The organism is Flavobacterium beibuense (genome assembly GCF_004151245.1).
Classification (GTDB): domain Bacteria; phylum Bacteroidota; class Bacteroidia; order Flavobacteriales; family Flavobacteriaceae; genus Flavobacterium; species Flavobacterium beibuense_A.
This window is the reverse complement of record NZ_JUIW01000009.1, coordinates 202,223-226,788: the sequence shown is the minus strand read 5'-3', so window position 1 is coordinate 226,788 and position 24,566 is coordinate 202,223. Positions and strand designations below refer to the sequence as shown.

Sequence of the window (24,566 nt, the reverse complement as noted above, 5' to 3'; positions counted from 1 at the left end):
AGGCTGGTTATACTTAATTTTGGATGGATGAGTTTGTTTTAGACTCTTCTCCTTTAATCCTGTTCAGTTCGGCTTTTGCCTCTTCCACTACATCAGGATAATCTGTAAAGTTCTTAATTACACTCTCCAATATATAAGTAGCCTGGAAACTGTCTTTTAAGCCATAAAAGTTTTTAGCCATAACCACAAGGCCTTTAGCGCCAAAATATTTATAACCCGAATAGTCTTTAGAAAGTTTTTGTATTGCCGCATTTGAAGCGTCATACTTACCTTCTTTATTTTTAAAATAAGCATCATAATAAAGTGCTTCTGCTGCCAACTCACCTTTAGCTATGGTTTGCAGTTTAGCGTAAGCCGCTTTTGCTTTTTCCTCATTATTGGTCTTAATGGCCGAACGTGCAATGATAATCTGTGCATCGCTTTTAATCCTGTCTTCTGTTTTACTGTTTGCAAGCACCTTATCGGCATACACAACCGCATTAGCATAGTCTTTTTGGTCGTAGTAGCACTTCATAAGGTTAGACTGTGCAAAAGTTACATTTTGAGGAAAATCTGCCTCTGTTTCCAATCTCTTAAGCACCGGCAGCGCTTTTTCATAGTTCTTATTCTTAAGATGTATTTCTGCAAGCCTTGCCAGTGATGGCTCTGTAAACTCGTTTCTTGATTTAGAAATCACATAATCATAATTAGGCACCGCGTTGTTTTCAAGCTTCTCTGCATAGTACGACTGTGCTAAGTAGAAGTTTGCCTTTAATGCAGATATGCCGTTAGGGAATTGTGCCAAATAACTTGTTAGTGCAGATATGGCCCCTTTAGTATTGTTTTGAAGGTATTGCTTTTCTGCAGCTTCAAAAGCTGTATTATCAAGGTCAGAATCGCTTACATCAACAAAATCAAGTGTTTTTACCCATGCTGCATATTCTTCCGTCCTTCCGCTGTCTACATAAATAAGGCGAGCCGTACTTACAGCCTCCATAGCCTCAGGAGTATTAGGGAATTCGGCAACTACCTTCTTAAACTTATCAAGCGCCTGTTTATCGTTTTCTGCATTATAATAAATAAGTGCCTGACGCATCATTGCTTTAGATACATAAGAACTGCTTTTATATTCACTTATAAGCCTGTCATACGTTTGAAGGGCTTTTGTTGTATTTTTTTCGGTTACATAAGTATTACCCAGTTCATACAATGCATCATCAGCATATTTAGATTTAGGATACGACTGTACAAATTTGGTAAGATCTTCAATCTTTTTCTCATTTCTGCCTACATAACCATAACTGATACCTTTTTGAAAGAAAGCATAATCGGCATCAATACCTTTCATGTCGATTGCCTTGTTGTAGGCTTCCATTGCGGGCCAGTATTTTGTAGAAACAAAGTAACTGTCTCCCAAACGCAGATAAGCATCGTTAAGCCTTACCTTATCGTCTTTAGCAGCATCGGCATATTTCTGGAAAAACTCTGCAGCCTTTTCATACTCCTTTAGTTTGAAGTAAGTATATCCAAGGTTATAGTTTATATGCTTGTACTCAGGCGTAGATGCAGCCTCATTAAAACCTGTATACTGCTTAAAGCTTAATAAGGCTTCATTAAACAAACCTAATGTGTACTCGGTTTCCGCTTTCCAAAAAGTAGCTCTGGCAGTAAACCTTGGGTCACGCTGCTCTGCAATAGATTTTTTAAACAGGTCTAATGCATCGTGATAACTACCGTCTGTATATAATTCAAGTCCGCGATAAAAAGCCACTTTCTGATAAGCCAGCCTGTTTTCAGGCGACTTGTTCTTTTCAAGCAGCGTTAACGCCTCCTTGTAATTTTTTGACGTAATATAAGAGTCGATAAGTAGCCCCTGTATTTCCTGTTTAAAAGGAGTTTGCGGATACTTATCCATAAAGGCCTTAAGCACTTCCGGAACACTTTGATAAGGGTTACCTATTTCGTAACTCAGCTTAGCATAGTTTAGATAGGCATCTTCCTGAATCTTAGCATCAAAATCCATTTCTGATGCTGTTTTAAACGCATTTAGTGCCTGTTGTTTCTTATCTGTTTTAAGATAACTTTCTCCTAAATGGTAATAAGCGTTTTGAGCTACAAAATCATTACCGTCTATAATTTTATTAAACTGCGCAATGGCATTTTCATAATCTCCCTGCTTGTAGTAGGCATACCCTAACTGATAGTAGTCGGTATTATTCCATTTTCCTTTTTTGCCACGATATTCTTTTAAATAAGGAATTGCCTTATCATATTGCTTAAGGTTAAAGTAACTCTCCCCTATTATCTTATTAAGTTCGGATTTTTCCATAGCGCTTGATTTGGCAAGTTGCGGCTCGCCTAAATCGATAGCTTTTTGGAAATTCCCCAGTTTAAAATTCATGTCAGCCTGAAAATAGGACATTTTCTCTTTGTATTCGTCCTGATCTTCTACCTGCTCAAAATACTCGTTGGCATTTTTATAGTTATCGCTCTCATAAGCCAAATACCCCAAATAATACTTTGCCTGAGAACCATATTCTTTTGAGTTAACTACCTTGTTAAGGTATTTTTCTGCCTGCTTTTTGTCGCCGGCATTAAAAAAACTATACCCTTTCTGGAAGTTATATCTTTCCCTGTCGGCATTAGACATGGAAGCCTCATCGGCTTTGTCATACCATTTTAAAGCCTGAGGATATTTACCCTGATTAAAGTAATAACCCGCCACCTCAATGTAAGCCTGATTTTGCTTGGTACTGGTAGGATAATCTTCCACAAAGTTTTCCATAAGCATATCGGCATTCATCTGCTCCAGTCTTATGGCACAATTTGCTATGTAGTAAGCACAGTCTGCCTGCACTTCCATTTCACTGTTAGTACTCTTGGTTTTTTCAAAAAGAATCTGGGCAGCCTGATACTCCTTTTCGTTGTATAAGGTAACAGCCTTATCAAAGTCTTTAAGGTCGTTTGTGTAGATTTTAGATTGCTGTGCCGATAGACTAAGGGCACAAAACGGTACTGAAAATAATAGTAACCTGTTTAGTTTGCGCATATTGGTTTTTTATTTTATGGGTAGCCAAATATATCAATTCTTATTTTTATTTAACGCGTAAATAAAGAGTTTTAGTATTACTTTAATAAAATGGATACATGTATAGAAAAGGTTAAATTGTATATTGCAAAAAGAATAATTTTTTGAATAAAACCGTTTACTTTATTACTTTTACCAAATAAACAACAAAGACTATGTCTCAACCCGTTCTATCGTTAAAAAACGTAAATGTATACCAGGATAATAATGCCGTACTTACCGATATAAACCTTGATGTTTATCCGGGTGAATTTATCTATATAATAGGTAAAACAGGATCGGGGAAAAGCAGCTTTATGAAAACCCTATATGCCGACCTTAAACTAAGGGAAGGTTACGGCACTTTTGTAGACTATGATCTCGCGAAACTTAAAGAACGTAACATTCCTTATTTAAGGAGAAAAATAGGTGTTGTTTTTCAGGATTTCAAACTACTACCGGACAGGACTGTTTTTGACAACCTGCTTTTTGTACTTAAAGCTACAGGTTGGAGTGAAAAAAGGGAAATGGAAGTAAAGATAAATGAGGTGCTTGATAAGGTAGGCATGAAAAATGCCATACACAAAATGCCTCACCAGATATCCGGTGGTGAACAACAAAGGGTTGCTGTAGCACGTGCCCTGCTTAATGACCCCGAAGTTATTATTGCTGATGAGCCAACCGGTAACCTTGACCCACAAACCAGTGTAGAGGTTATGCAGCTGCTTAAAGAGATTAACCAAAATGGTAAAACCATTATCATGGCAACACACGATTATGCCCTGCTGATGAAGTTTCCTTCCAAAACGCTTAAATGTGATAGCGGTACCCTTTTTGAGGTAGTACAACGAACGGTATAATTATGGACAAAAAGCTATCGCTTACTATTCCATTCTACAACGAAGTGTCCAGAATTGAAAGATATACTTTTACACAGGCTTTTACTAGTAATGCCGACTGTGATTTCTTATTGGTTAATGACGATAGCTCTGACAATACATTTTTAATCCTTAATGAACTTAGCGTCCCAAATTCTAATTCAACTGCTTTAGACCTGAAAAAGAACGGCGGAAAAAACTGGGCAGCGATATAGCCCGCAACTCTTACAGGCATTATTCAGGAAGGGCATTTGCAACCCATTTCCAGCAAACCTATACTTAAAGCCCTTATGTATTATACCCAGTGTGTGCAATATAAACCATAATTGCTTAAAAAACCATTTAGATATTTTAATACGGCCTTAGCATATGGACAGAAAGAGGAGACAGCAAAATAACCTTAAGATTTATTGGGCTTCCTTTTTCAGCTTGTAAAAATATACTTCGTCTATGATAAGTAATATAGTAAATAACCTCACTAAAAAGCCTATTGCTACTATTATCGCTTTTTGCTTTATCAGCAGGCTGATTATTGTATTGCTTTATCAAAACATAACTATTTTTTCCGATTCATCAGGATATACAGAACTGGCAGAACGCTTAGCCAATTTTAGTCTGCAAGGTTATCTGGGAACACACAGTCCCGGGTACCCTATACTTCTTGCTCTTAGCGGAAATTCATTAATTGTAGCCGTAGTTCTTCAGTTTGTTTTAGGAACTATAAATGCCGTTTACCAGTATAAAACTTTACGACTACTAAACTTTACAACTAAAACATCGTTAATTACAACACTGTTATTTAACAGCTTGCTTCATGTAATTTTTTATGAAACCAATATCCTGACAGAAAGCTTTACATTGTTTTTTGTTACACTGATATTTTACTTTATTATAAAAGGACTATATACAGAGTATAAACTAAAAAACAGCATCATATTAAGCCTGCTTATAGGCTTTCTTATACTTATAAAACCGCTCTATATCTTCCTGCCGTTTTTAATTTACGGATTTTATACCCTGAAGAATTTCAGTTTTTCAAAAATCATCAATATTCGCCTTACTTTACTTATCTTCCCTCTGGTTTCTTTTTTAGGTTGGTCATATGTAAATAAGGTTAATACCGGCTACTTTGTTTCAACAACTTTTTGGGGAATTAACATAGCCCAAAACTGCGTATATTTTGCCGAAAAGTGTCCTGAAGAATATAAAGAAATAGGTGATACTTATGCCGATTACAGAGAAAAAATTATAGCTGCAGACAAAGATGTAGCCATGACCATTTGGTTTGCCGGGCCGGAACTTATGGGTATAACCAAATTATCTTACCTGCCCGACTTTTCTGCTAAATTAAGTGAATACAGTAAAGCAACAATAAAGAAAAATCCTATTGACTATTCTAAGCAGATGTTTGTATCATGGAGAGATTTTTGGGACACCTCCATTTACTGGAATTATAAAAGCTTTAAAGTACCACATGCCAATCAGGTATTAAACCTTTTATGGTTGGCACAAAGCTTTTTGCTCTATTTAATTAAGCTAATCTTTGTATTACTTATACCCTATCATATAGTACAGTTTTTCCGTAAAAAAGAAATCACTACTGTAATTATTATTACAACAGTAATTTTTGCTGCATCTATATTACAGGCTATGGTTACTTACGGTAGTAATTCAAGATTTAGCTACCCTTTTGAGTTTTTAATGATTGTTGTTTTACTATTTACTTTTGGAAAAAGGTTTAGACTAACGTAATCTTATTATTTTTGCTAAAACTCTTTTTATGCTATCCATATTAATCCCTGTATATAATTATGATATTAGCCTTCTTCTTCAAAAGATATACGCTGAGGCTAGTTCTTTAAATATACCTTTTGAGATAGTTGTAATAGATGATAAATCTGAAAAGTCGTTTTTAGAAAAAAACAAGACGCAAACCGAACTTATAAATTGCAGGTTCATTGAAAACAAAATTAATTTAGGACGTACAGAGTCCCGTAAAATTCTTGCCGAATCAGCACTTTACAGCAAACTACTATTTTTAGATTCCGATGTTATACCTGTATCAGATAGCTTTATAAAAAACTACATTGACGTTATTAATGAAGCTCCCATTATTTTAGGAGGTTATGAATATCTCAAAAATTCATATTCAGACGAAAATTCTTTAAGATACTGGTATGGGAAAAGCAGGGAGGAAAAAATGGCTGAAGAAAGGAACCTGTCACCATACAGCTCTGTCTTTTCGGGCAATCTGTTAACTGATAAAGTAACTTTTCTAAAAAACAATTACCCTGAAAACCATAACATTTACGGACTAGATATTTATTTTGCCTATAACCTTTATATAAACAAAGTACCTTTGCTGCATATTGACAACCCTATTTATCACTTAGGGCTTGAAAACAATGAAACCTTTTTTAAAAAATGCCTTGAGTCTGTGGACATCCGAAAAAGGCTTTTAGCAGATAAACAGAACATAGAAAAGGTAAATTCCCTTTTAAAGCATTATAAAAACCTAAAGGAATATCATTTAACCGGTTTAGTTTCATTTGGATTTAAAATAACTGAGCCTCTTTTAAAAAAACTTATTTTCCGCAAAAAACCTAACCTATTAAGTCTTGACTTATATAGACTGGGTTATATTTGTTCTTTAAAAGATTAATTAATGTACAGGCTTGCTAAAAAACTTATCTCAAAACTTATCTCAAAACAAACCTTGTTTCGTTATGAATTAACTTTACGCAGGGCTTATGCTACAATATATAGCGGAGATAAACATGAATGCGGTATATGTCATAAAAAACTTAGCAGGTTTATAGTTCTTGAAAACAATAATATACTTTGCCCTAACTGTGGTAGCCTTGCCAGAGACAGAAGGTTAGTAAGCCTCCTAAATAGTGGTTTTCTTGATAAAGGGATAACCGTACTTGATTTTTCACCTTCCAGATCAGTTTATAGAGAATTAAATAAAAATAGTTCCATAAACTATCTGAGCACAGACCTATCCGGAAACTTTTTTGCGAAATATAGTTTCGATATAACTAACCTCGATTTGGAAGATGAATCAGTTGATTTGATAATATGCTATCATATTCTTGAGCATATAGAAAATGACAGTAAAGCCATGAGTGAACTTTACAGGGTTTTAAAGCCTAAAGGAAAATGTATAATCCAAACACCGTTTAAAGACCGAGATATTTATGAAGACTTTAGCATAACTTCTCCCGAAGAACGCGAAATCCATTTTGGACAGGACGATCATGTAAGGGTATATTCCGTTAACGGATTGAAAGAAAGACTAGAAAAAACAGGTTTTTCGGTTTCTGTAAACGAATACAAAGAAGATAACTACCTTGGTTTAAAAAAAGAAAACATTTTAATTACTGCTAAAAATTAAATAAATTGTCTCTCAGAAAGTTTTTTAAATAAACTTTCCCATTTATCCATTATACTATTCAATTCAAACCTTTTAACACTGTCTTTTGCATAAACACCTAATAATTGTCTATGTTTATAGTCCTCTATAAGAAGGTTCAGCTTCTCTGCAAAAGCCTCTTTATCTCCATCCTGTATAAGATAGCCGTTTAAACAGTCTTCAATAATATCAGAAGGTCCTACAGGACAATCATATCCAACACATGGCACGCCACAGGCCATAGCTTCGATTAAAACCATCCCAAAGCCTTCCGATCTCGAAGTAAGTAAACATATAGAGGCTTCCTGATATGCTTTTATGATATTACATTGTGGTTGCTCAAAAACTACATTTTTACTTATATTATAATGTTCTGCCAAAGCCTTAATATCATAATCAGGATTATCCTTTCCATATATTTTTAATATCCAGTCAGGATGTTCTTTTATTACATTACTCCATATCTCAAACATACGGTCATAACCTTTTTCATAAACATGGCGTCCTACCGCTATAGCAATTTTTTCATCTAATGGAGAAAGATTGGTTACCTTAAACCATAAAGGGTTTGGTATTACATCGATGTCTTTAAAACCCCACTCTTTCTTTGCCGCTTCATTAAGCACAACAATTTTATCAAATTTAGAAGCCATATATCCAGTTAAATAATAACTGACTTTTCTGTTAATAGCTTTCAGTATTCCTCGCCCCGTTTCTTCAAGCTCTAAAAGTCTGGAACCGTGTCGTTCATAAATAAGAGGTATTTTTTTTAGTATAAGAGGTACCAAAAACCCTTTAAAACCATTATCACATACAATAACAATATTAGGAGATATTTTATCAGTTAGGCTTTTTATATGTTTTTTATATGAATTAAAGTAATGTAGTTTATTACGATTAGGTGTAATAGTGATGATTTCAACCCTATCGTTAAAATTATATATCATTTCATCATCATCAGCATTTGTGACAACTATTACTACTTCATATCCCTTTTTTACAAGATAATCCGTTTTTACAGACAATATCCTTTGTAGCCCCCCTGCCCCGCTAATACGTGTTGTAATATATAAAAGTTTCATTTTTTGAATTCCAGAAATTCATTAAAATCCCTTATATAGTCTTCTTCAAGGTATACTTCAGAGGCTATAACCAAGCAAACTGCCCCCGATGAGAAATTCTTAAGCTCACGCCATATACCCTTAGGTATAAGCAATCCTTTATTTGGAATATTAAGACTTATAGTTGTTTCATTTTTACCATCATGCAATACCACATCAAAACTGCCACTAAGAGCTATTAAAAACTGTTGCAGATTTTTATGAGCATGTCCTCCCCTTTCTGCACCACCGGGAACGTCATATAAATAATAAACCCTTTTGAATTCAAAAGGAAGAATATCTTTTTCAATTACTGAAAGGTTACCCCTCCTATCCTCAATTCTTGGTAATGAAATTATCTGTAAATCGTTAATTGTTATATCGGTTTTCATAATTGATTCAAGTCTTTTTTTCCCTCCGCAGCAGCCTTTAATGCAGTTTTTATATCTCCAAATTTAATTTTTCCCTGTTTCAGGTCAAAAAATATCTTAACAAATAACCATTTAAAATAATTCCTAGGAAATATTTTATATATAAAAGCACCCTGTATATAATACTTTTCGAAAACTGATATTTTTAAATTAGTATGCTCTTTAGGGTGCTGCAACAAAACCTCCGGTTCCATTATAATTTTAAACCCTTGATTTTTTAAGCTAAAAACAAAGACTCCTTCCTCCCCCATTGTAAACTGAGCACCTAAGCCAAACCTTTCATCAAACTTCGCTTCATCATGCATAACTGTTTTATTCAACACCATTTCTACCGACATTATACTTAAAAGCTGTAATATATCAGGGTTTATTAATCTTGCTTTAGGATATTTTTTAAACACAGTTCCTTCGGGATTTACAACCCTAAAGCCAGCAATTGCAGTATCAGGATTTTCATTAAACACCCTAAGTATCTTTTCCTGAAAATCATCATTATATTTTATATCGTCATCAGCTATAACACATAGCTTCCCTTTTGTATTTTCCAGGGCCAGGTTACGGCTTTTACTGAGTCCTTTTTCAAAAGAATTAATTACCCTTACGTTTGGATAATCAGACTGCAATAAATTGTCCTGGTTTGTCTGGTTAACAACCAGTATAGAATAATCAGAGAAATGAGAAGGAAACATCGGTTTTAAGAAGTCAAGAGAGTTCCGGTTCATGGTAGAGACCAAAATTTCAATATCCGATTTTTTAAAACCTTCCTGCAATTGTTTATATATTTACACAAATATAAAAATTTCCCTACTCACTAATGAAAATACTTTTACTTGGCGAATACAGCAGGCTTCATAATTCCTTAAAGGAAGGGTTAACCACTTTAGGCCATGAAGTAATTATAGTAGGAACAGGGGACAGTTTTAAAAAATTCAATACCGATTACTCAATATATCCAAAGCTTTTTAACGATTATTGGTTTTTGAGAAAATTCAAAAATCTTATATACAAATTAAGTGGATACAATTTAGAGGAGACTGAAAAAGGATATCGTTTTAATAAGCTACTACATAAGTTAAAAGGTTTTGATCATATTCAGCTAATTAATTCCGATGCTATTGAAACACAGCCTAAGCAGGCGTTAAAACTCTACAAAAAGCTCTTAAAGCAAAACAGGCAAATGAGTCTGCTAATTTGTGGTGACGACACCCCTATTATAGAATATTGCCTTAACGGAGATCTTAAATATTCCATTCTTACCCCTTATCTGCAGAAGAAAGCCCCGGCCAACTATTTTAAATACTCTTTAAAATATCTCAAACCCAATTATAAAAAACTTTTTGAATGGGTAAAAAACAATTCCGTTTGCATAGTAACTTCAGATTTGGATTATGAAATACCCATGAAAGCAATGGGATATGAGACCCATTTTATCCCTAACCCCATAAATACTGACACTATAACGTATAACCAACCGGAAATAACCGATAAGATTATTATCTTTTTAGGTATTAACCGATTGAGCTACATAAAAAAGGGAATCAACTTTTTTGAAGAAGCTCTAACCATAATACAGGAAAAATACAGAGACAAAGTAGAGATTATAATTACCGAGAACGTACCTTATAACGAATACATAAAACTCTATGACAGGGCACATATTTTACTGGATCAAACTTATGGTTATGACCAGGGGTATAATGCCTTAGAGGCGATGGCAAAAGGAAAAGTAGTTTTTACAGGTGCAGAGACCGAGTTTACCCAGCAATATAATCTTACAGAGAGAGTAGCAATAAATGCATTACCCGATACAAAGGCAATTGTTAACGAACTATCTTACCTTATTGAAAATCCAAATGAAATAAAAGCGATAAGCCTAAGAGCCAGAGTTTTTATAGAGAAAGAGCATAACTATATTAAAATCGCAGAAAAATATATTGAGGTGTGGAGTACTTAAATAAGTTTCTTTCTAAATACCATCAATAGAAGTACAAAGTATAAAGCATAGGTAAAGGCATGCGCCATTACTGCGCCTTCTACACCATATTGCTTTATAAAGTATGTTGCAGATAAATACAGTGTTACAAATGAAAAAATCTCAGTTGCTATAAATGCCTTTGTCATTTTCTTGGCAAAAAACTCATATCCCAAAATAATAGAACAGGCTTTTAGAAAATCCCCTACTAACTGCCATTTAAAAAGTGGGCCAACAGGTAAAAACTCATCACTTAAAAGAACCTGTATAATTACATACCTTAAAAAAAAAATCAGAAAAAGTCCTACAGCAAAAAGCGGAATCACAGTTTTATAATAACTGTAAATTACAGTTTTAGTTTCTCTTTTGGTTATTGCCGTACTTAGCTTTGGTAAAAAATAAACTGTTAGTAAAGTGGAAATAAACATAAGATAATAGGAAGAAAAGCGGTTCACCGCTTCCCAGTACCCGCCCTCAATCTCTCCGTACATATTGATAATAAGATTTCTTATATACAATGTAAGCACTGTACCTGTTACTATGGTAACAAGAGTCATTAAACTATAATAAAACAGGTTTTTAAGCATTGTAGCCTTAAAAAAAGGCCTCCTGATAAAAGTTATAAGGGATATTTCTCCTCTTATCATAATAAAGGAAAACATAAAAAGTAAAGCCGGGCTGAGAGCTACAGCTATTAACGCTCCACTAAGCTGATGGTAAATAATAAGTACAGCCGAAAGCAATACCCCAAAAACATTTCCCGAAATATTAACCTTTATTACTTTTTTATAATTACCTAAACCATTTAATATAGAAATTAAAAATATATTCCCTGCATACCATGGCATAGCAAAGGCTATCATTTTAAAGACCCATTTATAAGCTGCATCCTTAAAAAATACTTCGCTAAAATAGCCGGCACCAAAAAAAACAATGATACTCAATACTGCTACTACTCCTAACAAAACAAAAAAAACAGTACTTAAAATCTCTTTAAGTTTATTTTCGTTTTTTTGATGCTCAGCCACGTACTTAACAATACCGTTTTGAAAGCCAAGTGTAGAAACTGAATCGGTTATGGAAAGTACATTTCTTAAATTACCTACAAGCGCTAATCCTGCAGGTCCTAAAAATTGAGCTACGATTTTTGAAATTATTACACCTCCTGCCAACCTTACCCCTACACTAAGTGAGTTAAGGGAAAAAACCTTAATGACAGGGTTGCCTTTTATCTTATTGATTAACTTCAAATTCCAAATAATTTTTAGAGCTATTCAGTTATTGTCACCTCATAAAAATCCTGGACATATACACTACAGCCCAGTTCTTCTTTCTGTTTAAGTAATCCGGCATTATATCCGTTTCCTTCTGTAACTGTACCCATATCAAAAAAACGCTTCGTATTACTAAGCTTTTCAATAAGGGTTATAAAAAGGTAGTCCAACGCTCTTAACTCTTCGCCCTTATCGGTAGTAGCACCGTATTGCGACTTTACAACTGTTCCTGAATCAAAAAGGGTTATTCCTGCTACTATCTCATCATTATAATAAACATTATACTGAAATATGTTTTCAGGAAAACGGCTTTGCAATAACTCTATCTCTTCAATAGTATGTACAGGCTTTGTGTTATGTCTCTTTTCAAGTCTTGGAACAAGAACGTCTTTCCAAAAACCTTTAAAGTTATTATCCTGCTTTATCTCCATTCCCAAACTGCTTACCCTCCTGTAATGTTTCATTTTGCTTTTAGAAATTGTAAGCGGAAACGAATAATCAATCGCCAGGTTCATATCCCTGCGGATAATACTAGCCCCTTTCCTAAAAAGAGCATAATCAGCTTCAAAAACAGGATATTTGTGGTATATGGGCAATATCTGTTTTATAATACCTTTTTTAAATCCTTTTTCATTCAAAAATTCAAAGGCAACATTAATAATCTGCTCTGTTTTTTCTCCTCCTGTTTTATTCTCTAACAGAAACCCTCCATATGTAAGCCCCTGATGGGAATATATTATATCGTCTTTACTGTTAGCCGGAAAAAGCGCTACCAGCTTATCATTTTCAAATACAAGTAATGAGAAATCTGTAAAACGGTCGCTATGATACTCCATAAAATCACGATGAAACAAAAACGTACCGTTTTTAGAACTGTTTACGAAATCATTCCATTGTGTATAATAATCAACCGTATATTTCTCAACTCTGTACATGCTTATTTTTCTATCTTTTCAAATACATGTTCTCCTTTATCGTTTATATAAAGATAAAGTCCCGGGGGCTCTTTAAGGCGTAAATAGCTCGCATCTTCCTGCAAATTATTAAGGTAAGACTTATCCTGAGCCAGATAAGAAAACAATACCCTGAAAATATTCACGTTCGTTTTCAGTTCCTTATCGTAAGCAGCAGCTCCGGCATCATTCCACTTTATTGCCAGCAATGCCCCAAACATAGAGTTTATTTTATACTTATTGGTCGTTTTGTAACTGGACTGCAAACTATAGGCAAAACCTGCAAAACCACCATGATCAGCCCCAATAATTATTATTGCATCAGGGTCTTTTTCCTCAAGATAAACTATAACCTTTTCTAACCATATATTAGCTTCCTTAACTCCGCTAAGATACTGGTCCTTTTCTTCCTGTATTGCCTGCTCTTCAGCTATTGGGCGCTGATAGACACTTATATGCCCCGGAGTGAATTTTTCAATAAAGAAAAAGTTACCTTCATTGCTAATATTTTCAGTATTCTTTTTAAGCGATTCAAAAACATCATAATTATCAACCCAACCATCCTTAATAATAGGTATTTCAGAATAAGATATATTACAGTAATCATATCCTAAATCAGGCCTGTTCATTATTAAATAAGGCTTTTCGCTTATAAGATGAGTCTTGTAGTTATTATTCTTAAGTGTTCGTAGTACAGCATTATCTCCCACTATTATTTCCCTTGCCCTGTATTTTTCAATATCGGCTGCACTATAGTGATGTTTCATAGAGAACATTGAGGAATTGGAAAGTAACGTAGAATAATAATTAGACCTTTGATTTTCATACAACTTAAAGCCTTCCTTATCAAGATAACTCCAAAAGGCAGTATTGTCAAAATTATAAATACTATCCCTAAAATTTACGGGGTTAGTATATCCGTCCGGCTGAATGAAATAAATGTTTGGTCGCTTCTTAAAAACTGCCATTTCTATATTATCAGGTTGTTTTTGCCATTCTTTATCGACTTTGGAGAAAACAATCCTTAAAATTTGCATCAGATTAAAAAAGGAAAGGAAAATAAGCAGTATGATAAAAAGCTTGTAATATTTTTTATATTTTCTTGATATAAACCATGCTGCTATTATTATTAGCAACAGCGTACCTTTTTCGGTAAACTTTAAAACGATTAGGTCAAAAATAAAGTAAAACAACATGCCCAGCATCCCAACGAACAGAAAGTTTCTTCTATAATCGCCAAGTTTTACAAGAGGAAGAATCTTGTAACCCACAAATAAAACCGTAACGGGTATAAGTATATAAAATGCCGCAAATAATGAAAGTTGTACTAATGAATTAGCTAAAGCGAAGTTCTTAGAGTAATAGAATAAAAGCAGGTATAAGCCTACGCTAAATCCCGCCAGTATGGGAGTATCCTTTTCAGAATTGATAAAATCTAGAATCTTTTGCCTTAGTTTTTCAATCATGTTTATTTTCTTTTTAGTAAATACATCGTCCTTTTTGTATTAGGGATAAGCTGTTTTTCTTCTATATCAAAATATACACTATACTCTTTTTCAAAATCTGTAATGTTATAACCGTCAAAATGTCCCTTAAACTCACGTTTACTGTTTAAAAGGAAATCTACCCAAGAGTCACCTCTATCCGGAAACTCAATAATAAGATAAGGCGTTAACGAAGCAAACAGCTTTGCCGACATGCTAAACGGTACATTTCCGGTAAGCGATATATGGTGTATAAGGGCCAGTGCCATAGCTACGTCATAATTGCCTTTTTTAATCCTGTCCAGTAACGAATCCCTTTCGGCATTGTTAAGTCCTATTCCGGGAACCGGATTTACCAGGTCACTAACCAACGGGAGTATATTACTTTCTTTGTTTTTTAATACCTGTAGGTAATTTTGGTCTACAGCATTTGGGTCAATATCGGTTACCAGTATTTCTTTTGCCATATCCTTAAGCACTCGTGAAAAAGTACCGTCATTACCACCAAAGTCAATAAGCTTAGAAGCATTTATACCTCCATACCACTTTCTTACCAAATCTTTTTTGTATTCAAAAGCTTCAGCATCATAGTTGGTTATAGTATAATAGTCTTTCCACTCTGTCTTTTCATTAAGTTCAAGATCTTTAATGTAATTGTAGAGTGAATCTAATATTTTGATTTGTGCCTCTTTAGAAATGTTTATTTTCCTTTCTTTTTCTGCACCAACGCTATTACTATATCTGGCATCATACTTAGCCGTAAGATAAATATTGGTATAAATAACCGGGCTAAACCTGCATTTAAAAGGTAACATTTTTGCAGCCTTATCCAGCGGAATACCATCAATATACTGCATAAGCAGTTTAAGCATATCATTACCATGATATTTTGCCAAAAGCAATGGGGCGAAAAAGTGCATTAAAAACTGCCTGTAAGCCCTCCACGGCTCACCATCTGTATAAAAATCAAGAGAAAGGCTGTCTACAAAAACAGGTTTTCCTTTGTAAAATGTAATATTAAATGCTGTGGCATCCTTAAGTGAATAACCGTTTTGAATACAGTATTTCTGCAGTTTTAAGGTATGTAAAGCAGCATGTTTATATTGATTAAAACTCCATTCGTAGGGATAAGAAAAAAACGGAATATTTTCAGGCTTAATTACAATTCCTTTGTCGTCGGCCTTTACCTCTTGATGAGGAATAAGAAGACCTGCTTTAAAAAGCTTATCGTAAAACCCTTTATTTTTAAGCGAATTATATTGCTTAAAGTAAACAGGATTTACCTGTCTTAATACAGTGTCATTGTCTGTAAAAATATATCCCGACGGATCCCTGAACGAAGAAGCATGCCTATTTTGTGTCTGCATCAGATTTGTCTTCTATATCAATATCTCCCATTAGGTCCTGCTCCTGTTTTTTACCAAAAACAGATTTTATTTTTGTGGTAATCCTTTTATAAAATAAAGCTATGGAAGCTCCAACCGCAACAAGCAGCTGCACTATTAAAGCGCCTGTACCGGGATCGAAGTATAAAAATATATGGCTCATAATTCTCTTTTGAACTGGTAAAAATAGAAAATTATCCGTCACATAAGGAATTTATGAGGTTTAATAATCTAAAAGGCTGTATTTGTTATACATTTAAGTAAAAAAAGACAGCTTTATCAAATATTTTCTATTTTTAAGCAAAAATAATATGCCGTGAAAATAAAACTACTCTCCGTTTTTTTAATGTTGTTTGCTGTACCATCGCTATACAGTCAGGTAGATATTGAATTATACGAGCAGTTTAACGGAAAATATGATTTTACTTTTGTAGGTAATACACTCAACCCTATCCCTAATGGTGCCGGGCTAGACTGTAGCATATTAACCTCATCTTCGGCTGAGCTTAACCTAAATCCGGATGACCAGATACTTAAGGCATATCTTTATTGGGCAGGTTCAGGTACGGGTGATTTTGAAATACAACTTAACGGACAGGATGTAGTGGCAACACGTACTTTTCCTGTGGTGTTTGTTAGTACTTCCGATTTAATTCCCCGTGATTTTTTCAGTGCGTTTGCTGATGTTACCTCTTTGGTTCAAACCACAGGTAACGGAACCTATACGGTTTCTGAGCTTGATCTTACTGATGTAATTAATAATGATGTCCCTTCTTCCTCTAACCTGTATTGTCAAAACGGGACAAATTTTGGAGGGTGGGCTATTTTTGTTGTTTATGAAAATGAAAATCTCCCATTAAACCAACTTAATCTTTATGATGGGCTACAGTTTGTCCCTACATCTATAGATATTACTCTACCCAGTCTTAACGTAATAGACAATATTGGGGCAAGCATAGGCTTTATTGCCTGGGAAGGCGATGCTAATATCGCTAACAATGAAATACTTTCCATTAACGGAAACGTATTGGGCAATCCACCATTAAACCCGTCAAATAACGCCTTTAACGGCACTAATAGTGTTACGGGAGCCAGCGATATGTACAATATGGATCTTGATATTTATAATATCCAGAACATGATACAGATTGGTGATGAATCGGCAGAGATAAGCCTGCAATCAGCACAGGATTTTGTAATGGTAAATGCCATTATAACCAAGCTTAACAGCCAGCTGCCCGATGCTACTATTGAAGTTACCGATGTAAGACAACAATGTAATTCGCTAAGTATTGATATAGATTATACCGTTTACAACACAAACAGTACCGATCCGCTCCCGGCAGGAACTCCCATATCAATTTATGCAAATGGCGTTTTGGTTGGCAATACGCAAACTCAAACGGAGTTACCTATAGATGGTAGTGAAAATGGCACTATTACCATAAACCTCCCTCCCGATACACCTGTTAATTTTGAACTGGTGTTTGTGGTGGATGACAACGGAGACGGAACAGGAAACGTTACCGAAACCAATGAAAACAATAATTCCTTTACGGTTAATGTAACACGATGGGTGTCTCCTCCACTACAGCAACCGGAAGACATAACTGTTTGTGAAACTGCTAATAACAGCGGTATTGGTATTTTCGATTTTTCGGCTTATGAAGAAGACCTGAAAAATTTGCCAACGGATATTGTTCGTTTCTATACATCACAGGATAATGCCGATAATGATATTAACCATATTACCAATCCGGAGAATTATACATCAAACGGACCTGCACAGGAAATTTTTGTTCGACTGGAGGATGAGCACGGTTGTTATACCATTGGCTCATTCTTTCTTTATGCAGTAGACTGCCTTTTCCCCGATGCAACCATAACAGCGTATGATGTGGTTAAAACCTGTGACTCCAGGATAATTGAAGTATCTTATACTGTTTACAATTTAGACAGCGACGATATACTGCCAGCCGGAACACCAATATCTATCTACGCAAACGGACAGTTTATAGAATATACCGAAACCTTACTGAATATCCCTATAGATGGCAGCGAAGAGGGTACTATAACACTTACCATTCCTGATGCCCTGCCTATGGATTTTGAACTGACCTTTGTAGTAGATGATACAGGCGATGGCACAGGCATAATACAGGAAACAGACGAAACAAACAATACATATACTATATCTGTATCTTTAGTTGCATCACCAACTATTACAGGACTGGAAGATATTATCTCCTGTAATGAAGGTTACGGACTGGGTACTTTTGATTTTTCTGATTACGTACAGTCATTAAAAAATAACCCTGATGATACGGTTAATTTCTACCTTACCCAACAGGATGCAGAACAGGGTGTTAATCCTATAACTAATACTACAGGTTTTGTTACTACAACTAACCCTCAGGAAATTTTTGTTCGCTTAAATGATGAGTTCTGTTACACTATAGCATCATTTTTGTTGTATACAAAGAACTGTCCGCCGCAAACCTATAATTATGTTACCCCTAACGGCGATGGTATAAACGATACATTTTTTGTAAGAGGACTTAGAAATATATTTCTCAATTTTAAAATGAAAATTTATAACCGTTGGGGAAGGCTTGTATGGGTAGGCGATCACAGTATGGAAGACTGGGACGGGGTTGCTACCGAAGAAAAAGTAGGTTCTGACAATAATACCGTACCGGTAGGCACTTATTATTTTGTGCTGGAACTAAATGATCCTGATTACCCTGAACCTATTGTGGGCTGGGTATATGTAAGCAAATAAACCACACCCGATGGAAATTAAAGACCTGAGTATTAATGAGGACATCCTCAACCTTTTTAATTATACGCTAAACGACGACGCTAAGGCAACCGTAAAAAGCCTGTTGCTTAAGCCTCTCGAAACAAAAGAAAAAATACTTTACAGACAGCAGGTTATAAAGGGTTTCCTGGAAAATATTTCCCTTTTTGAAACCTATTCTTATTCCCGTATAGACTTTAGGCAGGTCTACATTTTTTTGCAGAGCTTTGATGATGAGGAATTCCTTGAAAAAGGGCTAAAGTTAAAACTTCATTTCTCCAAACAGAAACATTCTGATTACCGTAGCCGTTGTGTACAGCTTATCATGCTTTTTCACAGGCTGCACAACCATTATATAAAAAGGATTGTTACAGCCCCTTTCCCTGAAGAGTACAAAAACGACATAAGGCTAATTGATGATTTTTTAAATAGCTTTAAACTGGATTATTATGAAAACCTTATCAGGTCAAATAAGTTTGGGGTTAAGCACATCATCCAGATTATCAATCTTATTTCGGTTAAAAAGAGAAAAAAGGAAATAACAGCTTTTCAGGATGCCTATACCCTGTTTGAAGCCTATATATCTATTGCAAAAGGAATAAGACAACATAAATTTGTCTTTCCTGAAATAACCGGGAAACAGGTAGCCCTTACCCAATTCTATCATCCGTTATTGGCTAATCCTGTAAAAAACTCCTTTGAGGCAAATAACAATGTAATACTAATTACCGGCCCTAACATGTCGGGCAAGTCAACACTTTTAAAAGCAATCAGTATTTGCATTTATTTGGGCAACATAGGCTTTGCAGTACCGGCACAGGGAGCGAAGATACCTAAGTATGATAATATATCGGTATTTATCAATCTCAACGACGACCTGCAAAGCGGCTACAGCCATTTCATGACCGAGATTATAAACCTGAAGAAAGTGGTAGAGCTGTCGGGTACAGATAAACCGCATTATGCCGTTTTTGATGAACTATTCAGAGGAACCAATATTGATGATGCCCTTGAAATAAGTAAAACCACACTAAAAGGCTTGCTTAATTTTAAAAACTCATTGTTTTTTGTTTCGAGCCATCTCCACCAGCTTACCGAAATGGAAGAGATACAGGACGGAAGTATAGCAACCTATTACTTAGACTGCAACCTTAAAGAAAGTACTCCCGCTTTTACTTATGAGCTTAAACCGGGATGGAGCGATATTAAAATAGGCCGTATCCTTTTCGAGAAAGAAGGCCTTAATGAACTCTTACAGCACAAACACACTTTATCATGAATACAAAAAAGTGGCAGGAATTTGCCGAACACATACAGGGAGAATTTGTAAAAAAAAGTTTTTGGCATACCTCAAAAGTAGAAAAGAACTACAAGGGAAACAGAATTGTATTTGAAAACTACACTACCGGAGACGAAACAAGCCAGACCTGCACAAAAGTAACAGCGTTTCTTTATTTGAAGAAAGATTTTATATTTCAGGTATACAACAGCAATTTTTTTACAACTATTGCTAAATACTTCGGGATGCAGGATATACTTGTAGGCAATCCTGAATTTGATGAAAAGTATATCGTAAAAAGTAATGACGGATTTAAAATAAAGCAGTTATTAAGAACTCCTGAAGTGAGAAATGAAATTGAAAACTTTAAGTATATCTATATAACTCTGTCTAACAGCAAAACCTTTTGGAACAGAAAAGCTCCCGAAAACCTATATGAGCTATGTTATAACACCCAGAAAGACATTAAGGATTTTAGGGAACTGGAAACCATTTACCATTTACTTACTGTGGTAATAAATCAGCTGCAGGAAATGTATCTTATTGAAGATTAATCCCTGCTTAAAGGTGGCAGTGACCATTTAAACACAACCGCCATAAGCCTCGTAGCTATAATAACTCCCGATGTAAGTATATAAAGTAATCCGTCGGGTACATGCAGTGCTTTTAGCAGGAAGAAAACACAGCCTCCCAAAATACAGATGGTGGCATATATCTCTTTCCTGAATATTACAGGAATCTCGTTACACAATATATCCCTGGTTACTCCGCCAAAACATGCTGTCATGGTACCCAGTGCCACACATATTACAGGATGCAGGTTTACTTCCAAACCTTTTTCCAAGCCAATAAGTGTAAACACCCCAAGGCCTATGGTATCAAAAAAGAAAAGCGATGTGCGCAGCTTGTCCAGTTTTTTCCTGAAAATAACCGCCAAAAAGAATCCCGCAATAATTACATATACATAATTAAGATCCCTCATCCATCCTACAGGCGACCTTCCTATCAAAACATCACGCAGGGTTCCTCCGCCTACTGCGGTAACAAAGGCAATAACAAAAACCCCAAAAGGATCCATTTTTTTATTAAGCGCGGTTAAAACTCCGGATATGGCAAATGCCATAGTCCCAAAAACATCAATGAGGTAAAAAAACATTACATTTTTTGTGTATAGTAGTTGTAGTCTTTTATAATAGTATCAATAAAAGCCATTGGGCTTTTAGAAACCGATTTAATTCCGGTAACTGCCCCTATCTTATATTCCAGTTTATTGATAACATCAAAATCAGCACTCTTAACGGCTGTTTCATAAGTCTCTTTAATAATCCTCATATCATTATCACTAAGTCTGATAACTAACGGATAAGTAGGCACATAGTCGTCCTTAAGCTCTTTAAGTATGGTATGGTCTATTGTAATTTTGTTTTTAAGATCTATAACGGCTGTACCGGCAGCCATATCTCCCAATCTTTGGGTTTTGTTACTCACTATCATTATAACAAGCCCTATAAAGCTTAGTGGCGGTGTAACCTCTATAATCCTGAAAATCCATCGAAGCACATAGTCTATAAAACCCGACTGATAGCCATCTATTTTAATCACCTTAATTTTTAAAACCTTCTTCCCTACTGTCTGTCCTTCCAAAAGGCTTTCAAGAGTTAGTGCATAAAACAACACCGGTAAAGATATTAGTCCGTTTATAGCTGCGTTTACTGCACGATCATCTCCCTGATACCAGTCTCCGGCATGTAAAACCCCATACATTATAATGTAATAAGCTATAAAAATAACAAAGTCAATAAGATAAGCCAGTATCCTTTCGCCAACAGAGGCCGTGTTAAAATTTATATTTACATTTTGTGTTGTGGTTATGGATAATTCTGACATATTTTTTTATTTTAGCTTCCCTATGAGAGAAGCAGCATTTATAAAACAAAATAAAGAAAAATGGCTTGAATTTGAACAGGCTATTTTTGGTAAAGCTAAAAAAAATCCTGATGAGTTAGCCAGCCTGTATATACATTTAGTTAACGATCTCTCTTATGCTCAAACCTATTACACTAAAAGTAAGACAGTTACTTATCTAAATCATTTAGCTGCAATTACCTATCAAAAAATTTATAAGACCAAACGTGAAGAAGGCAATAGGTTTATAAGTTTCTTTAAGACCGAAGTACCACTTATTGTTTACGAATACAGGAGATATGTACTTTATGCCTTTATCATGTTCTTTATATTCACCGGAATAGGCGTTTTATCGGCCATGAACGATGGTAGTTTTGTAAGGCTTATTTTAGGAGACGGTTATGTAAACATGACTCTGGAAAACATAGAAAACGGCAACCCTGTTGCGGTTTATAAAGATGGTAGTAACTGGGGAATGTGGTTTTACATTACCCTAAACAACCTAAGAGTAGGAATTACATCTTATGTACTGGGGGCTTTTGGAGGCCTTGGCACAGGCTATGTATTGCTATCAAACTGTATCATGTTGGGCTCTTTTCAGTATTTCTTTTATGAGCATGGCGTGTTTTGGGAAAGTGTACGCGGTATATGGATACACGGTTCTATGGAAATTTTTGCTATGGTTATAGAGGCCGCTGCCGGTTTGGTATTAGGGGCGTCTATACTGTTCCCTAAAACATATTCAAGAATGGCTTCCTTAAAAATCGGAATAAAAAACAGTCTGAAAATAGTAATAGGTACCATGCCTTTTACCATAATGGCAGGTATACTGGAAGGGTTTATAACCCGCTATTCACCCGATATGCCTAATTTTCTTAGTGTTGCCATAATACTGGTTACATTATCGTTAATATCATTTTATTTTTTAATATACCCTTATTGGGTTTACAAAAAAACACACCTTAAAGATGTTTCAACTATATAAACAACGTAATTTTAGTGCTCTTATTAATGATACTTTCTCTTTTTTTAAGACACACGGCAAAAACTATCTTAAAAGCTATTTTATTATAAGCGGCAGTATATTACTGGTAATATCACTTGTTACATTTTTGTTAGCTAAGTTCTTTTTAGGTTATACCGAAGGAACAATTTCTATGATAGGTAAAAGCATGTTTGTTATTTTAGGGGCTTTAGCTTATTTTCTTTTCATAGTACTATCTCTTGTATGTTATAGTGTTGCGGTATTCTACCTAAAGGCAATACAGGAAAAAGATGCTCCGGAAACTAAAGATGTGGTAGCTCTGTTGAAGGCTAAGCTGGGAAAAATAATTCTTTTCCCTATAGCTTCACTTATCTCTTTCCTTCCATTAACATTCTTGGTATTCTTTATAACAGCTTTTGTTATGGGGCTTATATTTGCTGCTTTAGGACTTTTCGGTTCTATTTTAGGATTCTTTGTATTTGCTGTAATGGGGTCTTTCATGGCCAGTTGGGTACTGCTTTCTTTTTATGACAACCTAACTAAAGATAATGGCTTTTTTACCTCTATGGGTAATGGGTTCACTATGGTACTTAACGGCTTTTGGAAAAATGTGGGTGCAACTGCTATAATGGGTATTATAGTCTTTGCTGTTATGTTTTGTGTTACCGCTCTTCCGGGACTAATAGGAACCTTTACATTACTGGACCAGGCTAACCCTGAAATGTTTGACGAGAGCATAAGTATTCTTTCCATAATAGGTACAATCTTCTCTGTACTTTTAAGCTTTGCAATAACAAATCTGGCTTTAATAGGCCAGGGAATGATTTACTATAGTAATGAGGAAGAAAAAGGAAACAATTCTCTTCATTCTCAAATAGATTTAATAGGAGGCGAAAGTGAATAAACTGCTTATTTATATTGTTTTAATCTGCTTCCCTGTATTGGTATCGGGTCAGGCTACCGTAAATGACTCTGTTTCTGTAACAACAGAAGTAGCTCTATCGGTTTCTGATACCGTTAACTATACACAAAGGGAATTTGAACCCGGCTTTAAAGAGCGCTATAAGGCCGATGAATTTATTTATGAAATAAAACCTAAACCTAAAACGGCATGGGACCGATTTTTAGAATGGTTAAGAGATTTGCTGGACAGCATTTTCGGGCCTTCAGATGAAGAAGCTGTAGAAGAAAAGAACGGAATAAGCTGGGGAGAAATAATAACTAAATTAGTTGCTGCCATACTTATCATTTTTGTGATTTATGTTGTAGCCTCATCTATTGCCGGTAAAGAAATCTTCTGGATATTTAAACGTTCGGGCAAAAAGATATCAATTAATGAGATTATGAGCGAAGATCTCGCTCAGGTTAACTTTAAGGATCTAATTAACGAAACCAAACAAACAGGTGATTACAGGCTGGCAACACGCTATTACTACCTATGGTTACTAAAATTGCTAACCTACAGGGAAATTATAGAATGGCATCCTGATAAGACCAATTCAGACTATCTGTATGAAATTAATAACCCTGGCCTGAGAAAAGATTTTGAATACCTGTCCTATGTATACGAATATATATGGTATGGAGAATTTGCAATAGATGAAGAAGCTTTTACTAAAGCCGAAAAAGCTTTTATTAAAACCTTAAATACGCTGTAAT

The 24,566-nt window shown here is 35.1% G+C and carries 23 protein-coding genes; 12 read left to right on the top strand and 11 right to left on the bottom strand.

Translation table 11 applies throughout. The features are described from left to right. Positions 1-13: 13 nt before the first annotated feature. The gene (locus NU09_RS13785) at positions 14-3,028 is read right to left on the bottom strand and encodes a tetratricopeptide repeat protein (RefSeq protein ID WP_129751880.1); all 3,015 of its coding nucleotides are present in this window, start codon (positions 3,026-3,028) and stop codon (positions 14-16) included. Positions 3,029-3,222: 194 nt separating this feature from the next. On the opposite strand from NU09_RS13785, the gene NU09_RS13780 reads away from it, so the two are divergent. From NU09_RS13780 to NU09_RS13760, 5 genes are all read left to right on the top strand, one after another. Next, positions 3,223-3,906 carry a cell division ATP-binding protein FtsE gene (locus NU09_RS13780; protein ID WP_129751879.1) on the top strand — a complete coding sequence of 228 codons (684 nt, stop codon included), beginning with the start codon at positions 3,223-3,225 and terminating at the stop codon, positions 3,904-3,906. Positions 3,907-3,908: 2 nt separating this feature from the next. Next, entirely contained in the window at positions 3,909-4,139 is a 231-nt protein-coding gene (locus NU09_RS13775; RefSeq protein WP_129751878.1) for a hypothetical protein, read from the top strand. A 235-nt stretch (positions 4,140-4,374) separates the two neighbouring features. After that, positions 4,375-5,676, top strand: a complete 1,302-nt coding sequence (locus tag NU09_RS13770) for an ArnT family glycosyltransferase (protein ID WP_129751877.1) — start codon at positions 4,375-4,377, stop codon at positions 5,674-5,676. Between the two features lie 28 nt (positions 5,677-5,704). After that, positions 5,705-6,586, top strand: coding sequence for a glycosyltransferase family 2 protein (locus NU09_RS13765; protein WP_129751876.1), 882 nt, complete (start codon positions 5,705-5,707; stop codon positions 6,584-6,586). A gap of 3 nt (positions 6,587-6,589) precedes the next feature. After that, positions 6,590-7,321, top strand: coding sequence for a class I SAM-dependent methyltransferase (locus tag NU09_RS13760; protein WP_129751875.1), 732 nt, complete (start codon positions 6,590-6,592; stop codon positions 7,319-7,321). Here NU09_RS13760 and NU09_RS13755 read toward each other — a convergent pair. From NU09_RS13755 to NU09_RS13745, 3 genes are read right to left on the bottom strand one after another with little or no spacing between them, the layout of a single operon-like run. Beyond that, positions 7,318-8,421 carry a glycosyltransferase family 4 protein gene (locus tag NU09_RS13755; RefSeq protein WP_129751874.1) on the bottom strand — a complete coding sequence of 368 codons (1,104 nt, stop codon included), beginning with the start codon at positions 8,419-8,421 and terminating at the stop codon, positions 7,318-7,320. The genes NU09_RS13760 and NU09_RS13755 overlap by 4 nt on opposite strands. Continuing rightward, entirely contained in the window at positions 8,418-8,831 is a 414-nt protein-coding gene (locus NU09_RS13750) for a sugar 3,4-ketoisomerase (RefSeq protein WP_129751873.1), read from the bottom strand. The genes NU09_RS13755 and NU09_RS13750 overlap by 4 nt, the downstream gene beginning before the upstream one ends. Then, positions 8,828-9,640: a glycosyltransferase family 2 protein gene (locus tag NU09_RS13745; protein WP_129751872.1), complete on the bottom strand. Its 813-nt coding sequence runs from the start codon at positions 9,638-9,640 to the stop codon at positions 8,828-8,830. Before NU09_RS13745 ends, NU09_RS13750 begins: the two co-directional genes overlap by 4 nt. A gap of 44 nt (positions 9,641-9,684) precedes the next feature. Here NU09_RS13745 and NU09_RS13740 point away from each other — a divergent pair, with 44 nt between their 5' ends. Beyond that, positions 9,685-10,824: a glycosyltransferase gene (locus NU09_RS13740; RefSeq protein ID WP_129751871.1), complete on the top strand. Its 1,140-nt coding sequence runs from the start codon at positions 9,685-9,687 to the stop codon at positions 10,822-10,824. Here NU09_RS13740 and NU09_RS13735 read toward each other — a convergent pair. Genes NU09_RS13735 through NU09_RS13715 form a run of 5 tightly spaced genes read right to left on the bottom strand, consistent with a single transcriptional unit; the run spans position 10,821 to position 16,101 of the window. Next, positions 10,821-12,092, bottom strand: a complete 1,272-nt coding sequence (locus NU09_RS13735; protein ID WP_129751870.1) for an O-antigen translocase — start codon at positions 12,090-12,092, stop codon at positions 10,821-10,823. The two genes, NU09_RS13740 and NU09_RS13735, sit on opposite strands and share 4 nt — an antisense overlap. Before the next feature lie 20 nt (positions 12,093-12,112). Further along, the gene (locus NU09_RS13730; protein ID WP_129751869.1) at positions 12,113-13,051 is read right to left on the bottom strand and encodes a FemAB family protein; all 939 of its coding nucleotides are present in this window, start codon (positions 13,049-13,051) and stop codon (positions 12,113-12,115) included. A 2-nt stretch (positions 13,052-13,053) separates the two neighbouring features. Beyond that, positions 13,054-14,535 (bottom strand): hypothetical protein, encoded by a 1,482-nt coding sequence (locus tag NU09_RS13725; RefSeq protein ID WP_129751868.1) that lies wholly within the window; start codon positions 14,533-14,535, stop codon positions 13,054-13,056. Between the two features lie 2 nt (positions 14,536-14,537). Continuing rightward, positions 14,538-15,920 carry a class I SAM-dependent methyltransferase gene (locus NU09_RS13720; RefSeq protein ID WP_129751867.1) on the bottom strand — a complete coding sequence of 461 codons (1,383 nt, stop codon included), beginning with the start codon at positions 15,918-15,920 and terminating at the stop codon, positions 14,538-14,540. Continuing rightward, a complete protein-coding gene (locus NU09_RS13715) occupies positions 15,904-16,101 on the bottom strand; it encodes a hypothetical protein (RefSeq protein WP_129751866.1) in 198 nt (65 codons plus the stop codon). The genes NU09_RS13720 and NU09_RS13715 overlap by 17 nt, the downstream gene beginning before the upstream one ends. 153 nt (positions 16,102-16,254) lie before the next feature. Between NU09_RS13715 and NU09_RS13710 the strand changes: the two genes are divergently transcribed. From NU09_RS13710 to NU09_RS13700, 3 genes are read left to right on the top strand one after another with little or no spacing between them, the layout of a single operon-like run. Next, complete coding sequence (locus NU09_RS13710) at positions 16,255-18,720, top strand: gliding motility-associated C-terminal domain-containing protein (protein ID WP_129751865.1); 2,466 nt, start codon at positions 16,255-16,257, stop codon at positions 18,718-18,720. 10 nt (positions 18,721-18,730) lie between these two features. Beyond that, complete coding sequence (locus NU09_RS13705) at positions 18,731-20,017, top strand: MutS-related protein (protein WP_129751864.1); 1,287 nt, start codon at positions 18,731-18,733, stop codon at positions 20,015-20,017. Continuing rightward, positions 20,014-20,571 (top strand): hypothetical protein, encoded by a 558-nt coding sequence (locus NU09_RS13700; RefSeq protein ID WP_129751863.1) that lies wholly within the window; start codon positions 20,014-20,016, stop codon positions 20,569-20,571. The genes NU09_RS13705 and NU09_RS13700 overlap by 4 nt, the downstream gene beginning before the upstream one ends. Here the strand turns inward: NU09_RS13700 and NU09_RS13695 are convergent. Continuing rightward, entirely contained in the window at positions 20,568-21,173 is a 606-nt protein-coding gene (locus NU09_RS13695) for a trimeric intracellular cation channel family protein (protein WP_129751862.1), read from the bottom strand. The two genes, NU09_RS13700 and NU09_RS13695, sit on opposite strands and share 4 nt — an antisense overlap. Further along, complete coding sequence (locus NU09_RS13690) at positions 21,173-21,904, bottom strand: RDD family protein (RefSeq protein WP_129751861.1); 732 nt, start codon at positions 21,902-21,904, stop codon at positions 21,173-21,175. The genes NU09_RS13695 and NU09_RS13690 overlap by 1 nt, the downstream gene beginning before the upstream one ends. Before the next feature lie 22 nt (positions 21,905-21,926). Between NU09_RS13690 and NU09_RS13685 the strand changes: the two genes are divergently transcribed. From NU09_RS13685 to NU09_RS13675, 3 genes are read left to right on the top strand one after another with little or no spacing between them, the layout of a single operon-like run. Continuing rightward, complete coding sequence (locus tag NU09_RS13685; protein WP_129751860.1) at positions 21,927-22,907, top strand: stage II sporulation protein M; 981 nt, start codon at positions 21,927-21,929, stop codon at positions 22,905-22,907. After that, complete coding sequence (locus NU09_RS13680; protein WP_129751859.1) at positions 22,891-23,811, top strand: hypothetical protein; 921 nt, start codon at positions 22,891-22,893, stop codon at positions 23,809-23,811. Before NU09_RS13685 ends, NU09_RS13680 begins: the two co-directional genes overlap by 17 nt. Then, entirely contained in the window at positions 23,804-24,565 is a 762-nt protein-coding gene (locus tag NU09_RS13675) for a DUF4129 domain-containing protein (protein ID WP_129751858.1), read from the top strand. Before NU09_RS13680 ends, NU09_RS13675 begins: the two co-directional genes overlap by 8 nt. Position 24,566 lies beyond the last annotated feature (1 nt).

What these genes read in the sequence shown, in the direction of transcription:
- NU09_RS13720 (WP_129751867.1), bottom strand. Translation starts at nt 15,920, where the DNA reads ATGCAGACACAAAATAGGCATGCTTCTTCGTTCAGGGATCCGTCGGGA.
- NU09_RS13765 (WP_129751876.1), top strand. Translation starts at nt 5,705, where the DNA reads ATGCTATCCATATTAATCCCTGTATATAATTATGATATTAGCCTTCTT.
- NU09_RS13715 (WP_129751866.1), bottom strand. Translation starts at nt 16,101, where the DNA reads ATGAGCCATATATTTTTATACTTCGATCCCGGTACAGGCGCTTTAATA.
- NU09_RS13750 (WP_129751873.1), bottom strand. Translation starts at nt 8,831, where the DNA reads ATGAAAACCGATATAACAATTAACGATTTACAGATAATTTCATTACCA.
- NU09_RS13730 (WP_129751869.1), bottom strand. Translation starts at nt 13,051, where the DNA reads ATGTACAGAGTTGAGAAATATACGGTTGATTATTATACACAATGGAAT.
- NU09_RS13690 (WP_129751861.1), bottom strand. Translation starts at nt 21,904, where the DNA reads ATGTCAGAATTATCCATAACCACAACACAAAATGTAAATATAAATTTT.
- NU09_RS13695 (WP_129751862.1), bottom strand. Translation starts at nt 21,173, where the DNA reads ATGTTTTTTTACCTCATTGATGTTTTTGGGACTATGGCATTTGCCATA.
- NU09_RS13685 (WP_129751860.1), top strand. Translation starts at nt 21,927, where the DNA reads ATGAGAGAAGCAGCATTTATAAAACAAAATAAAGAAAAATGGCTTGAA.
- NU09_RS13770 (WP_129751877.1), top strand. Translation starts at nt 4,375, where the DNA reads ATGATAAGTAATATAGTAAATAACCTCACTAAAAAGCCTATTGCTACT.
- NU09_RS13680 (WP_129751859.1), top strand. Translation starts at nt 22,891, where the DNA reads ATGTTTCAACTATATAAACAACGTAATTTTAGTGCTCTTATTAATGAT.
- NU09_RS13780 (WP_129751879.1), top strand. Translation starts at nt 3,223, where the DNA reads ATGTCTCAACCCGTTCTATCGTTAAAAAACGTAAATGTATACCAGGAT.
- NU09_RS13705 (WP_129751864.1), top strand. Translation starts at nt 18,731, where the DNA reads ATGGAAATTAAAGACCTGAGTATTAATGAGGACATCCTCAACCTTTTT.
- NU09_RS13725 (WP_129751868.1), bottom strand. Translation starts at nt 14,535, where the DNA reads ATGATTGAAAAACTAAGGCAAAAGATTCTAGATTTTATCAATTCTGAA.
- NU09_RS13740 (WP_129751871.1), top strand. Translation starts at nt 9,685, where the DNA reads ATGAAAATACTTTTACTTGGCGAATACAGCAGGCTTCATAATTCCTTA.
- NU09_RS13785 (WP_129751880.1), bottom strand. Translation starts at nt 3,028, where the DNA reads ATGCGCAAACTAAACAGGTTACTATTATTTTCAGTACCGTTTTGTGCC.
- NU09_RS13755 (WP_129751874.1), bottom strand. Translation starts at nt 8,421, where the DNA reads ATGAAACTTTTATATATTACAACACGTATTAGCGGGGCAGGGGGGCTA.
- NU09_RS13760 (WP_129751875.1), top strand. Translation starts at nt 6,590, where the DNA reads ATGTACAGGCTTGCTAAAAAACTTATCTCAAAACTTATCTCAAAACAA.
- NU09_RS13775 (WP_129751878.1), top strand. Translation starts at nt 3,909, where the DNA reads ATGGACAAAAAGCTATCGCTTACTATTCCATTCTACAACGAAGTGTCC.
- NU09_RS13700 (WP_129751863.1), top strand. Translation starts at nt 20,014, where the DNA reads ATGAATACAAAAAAGTGGCAGGAATTTGCCGAACACATACAGGGAGAA.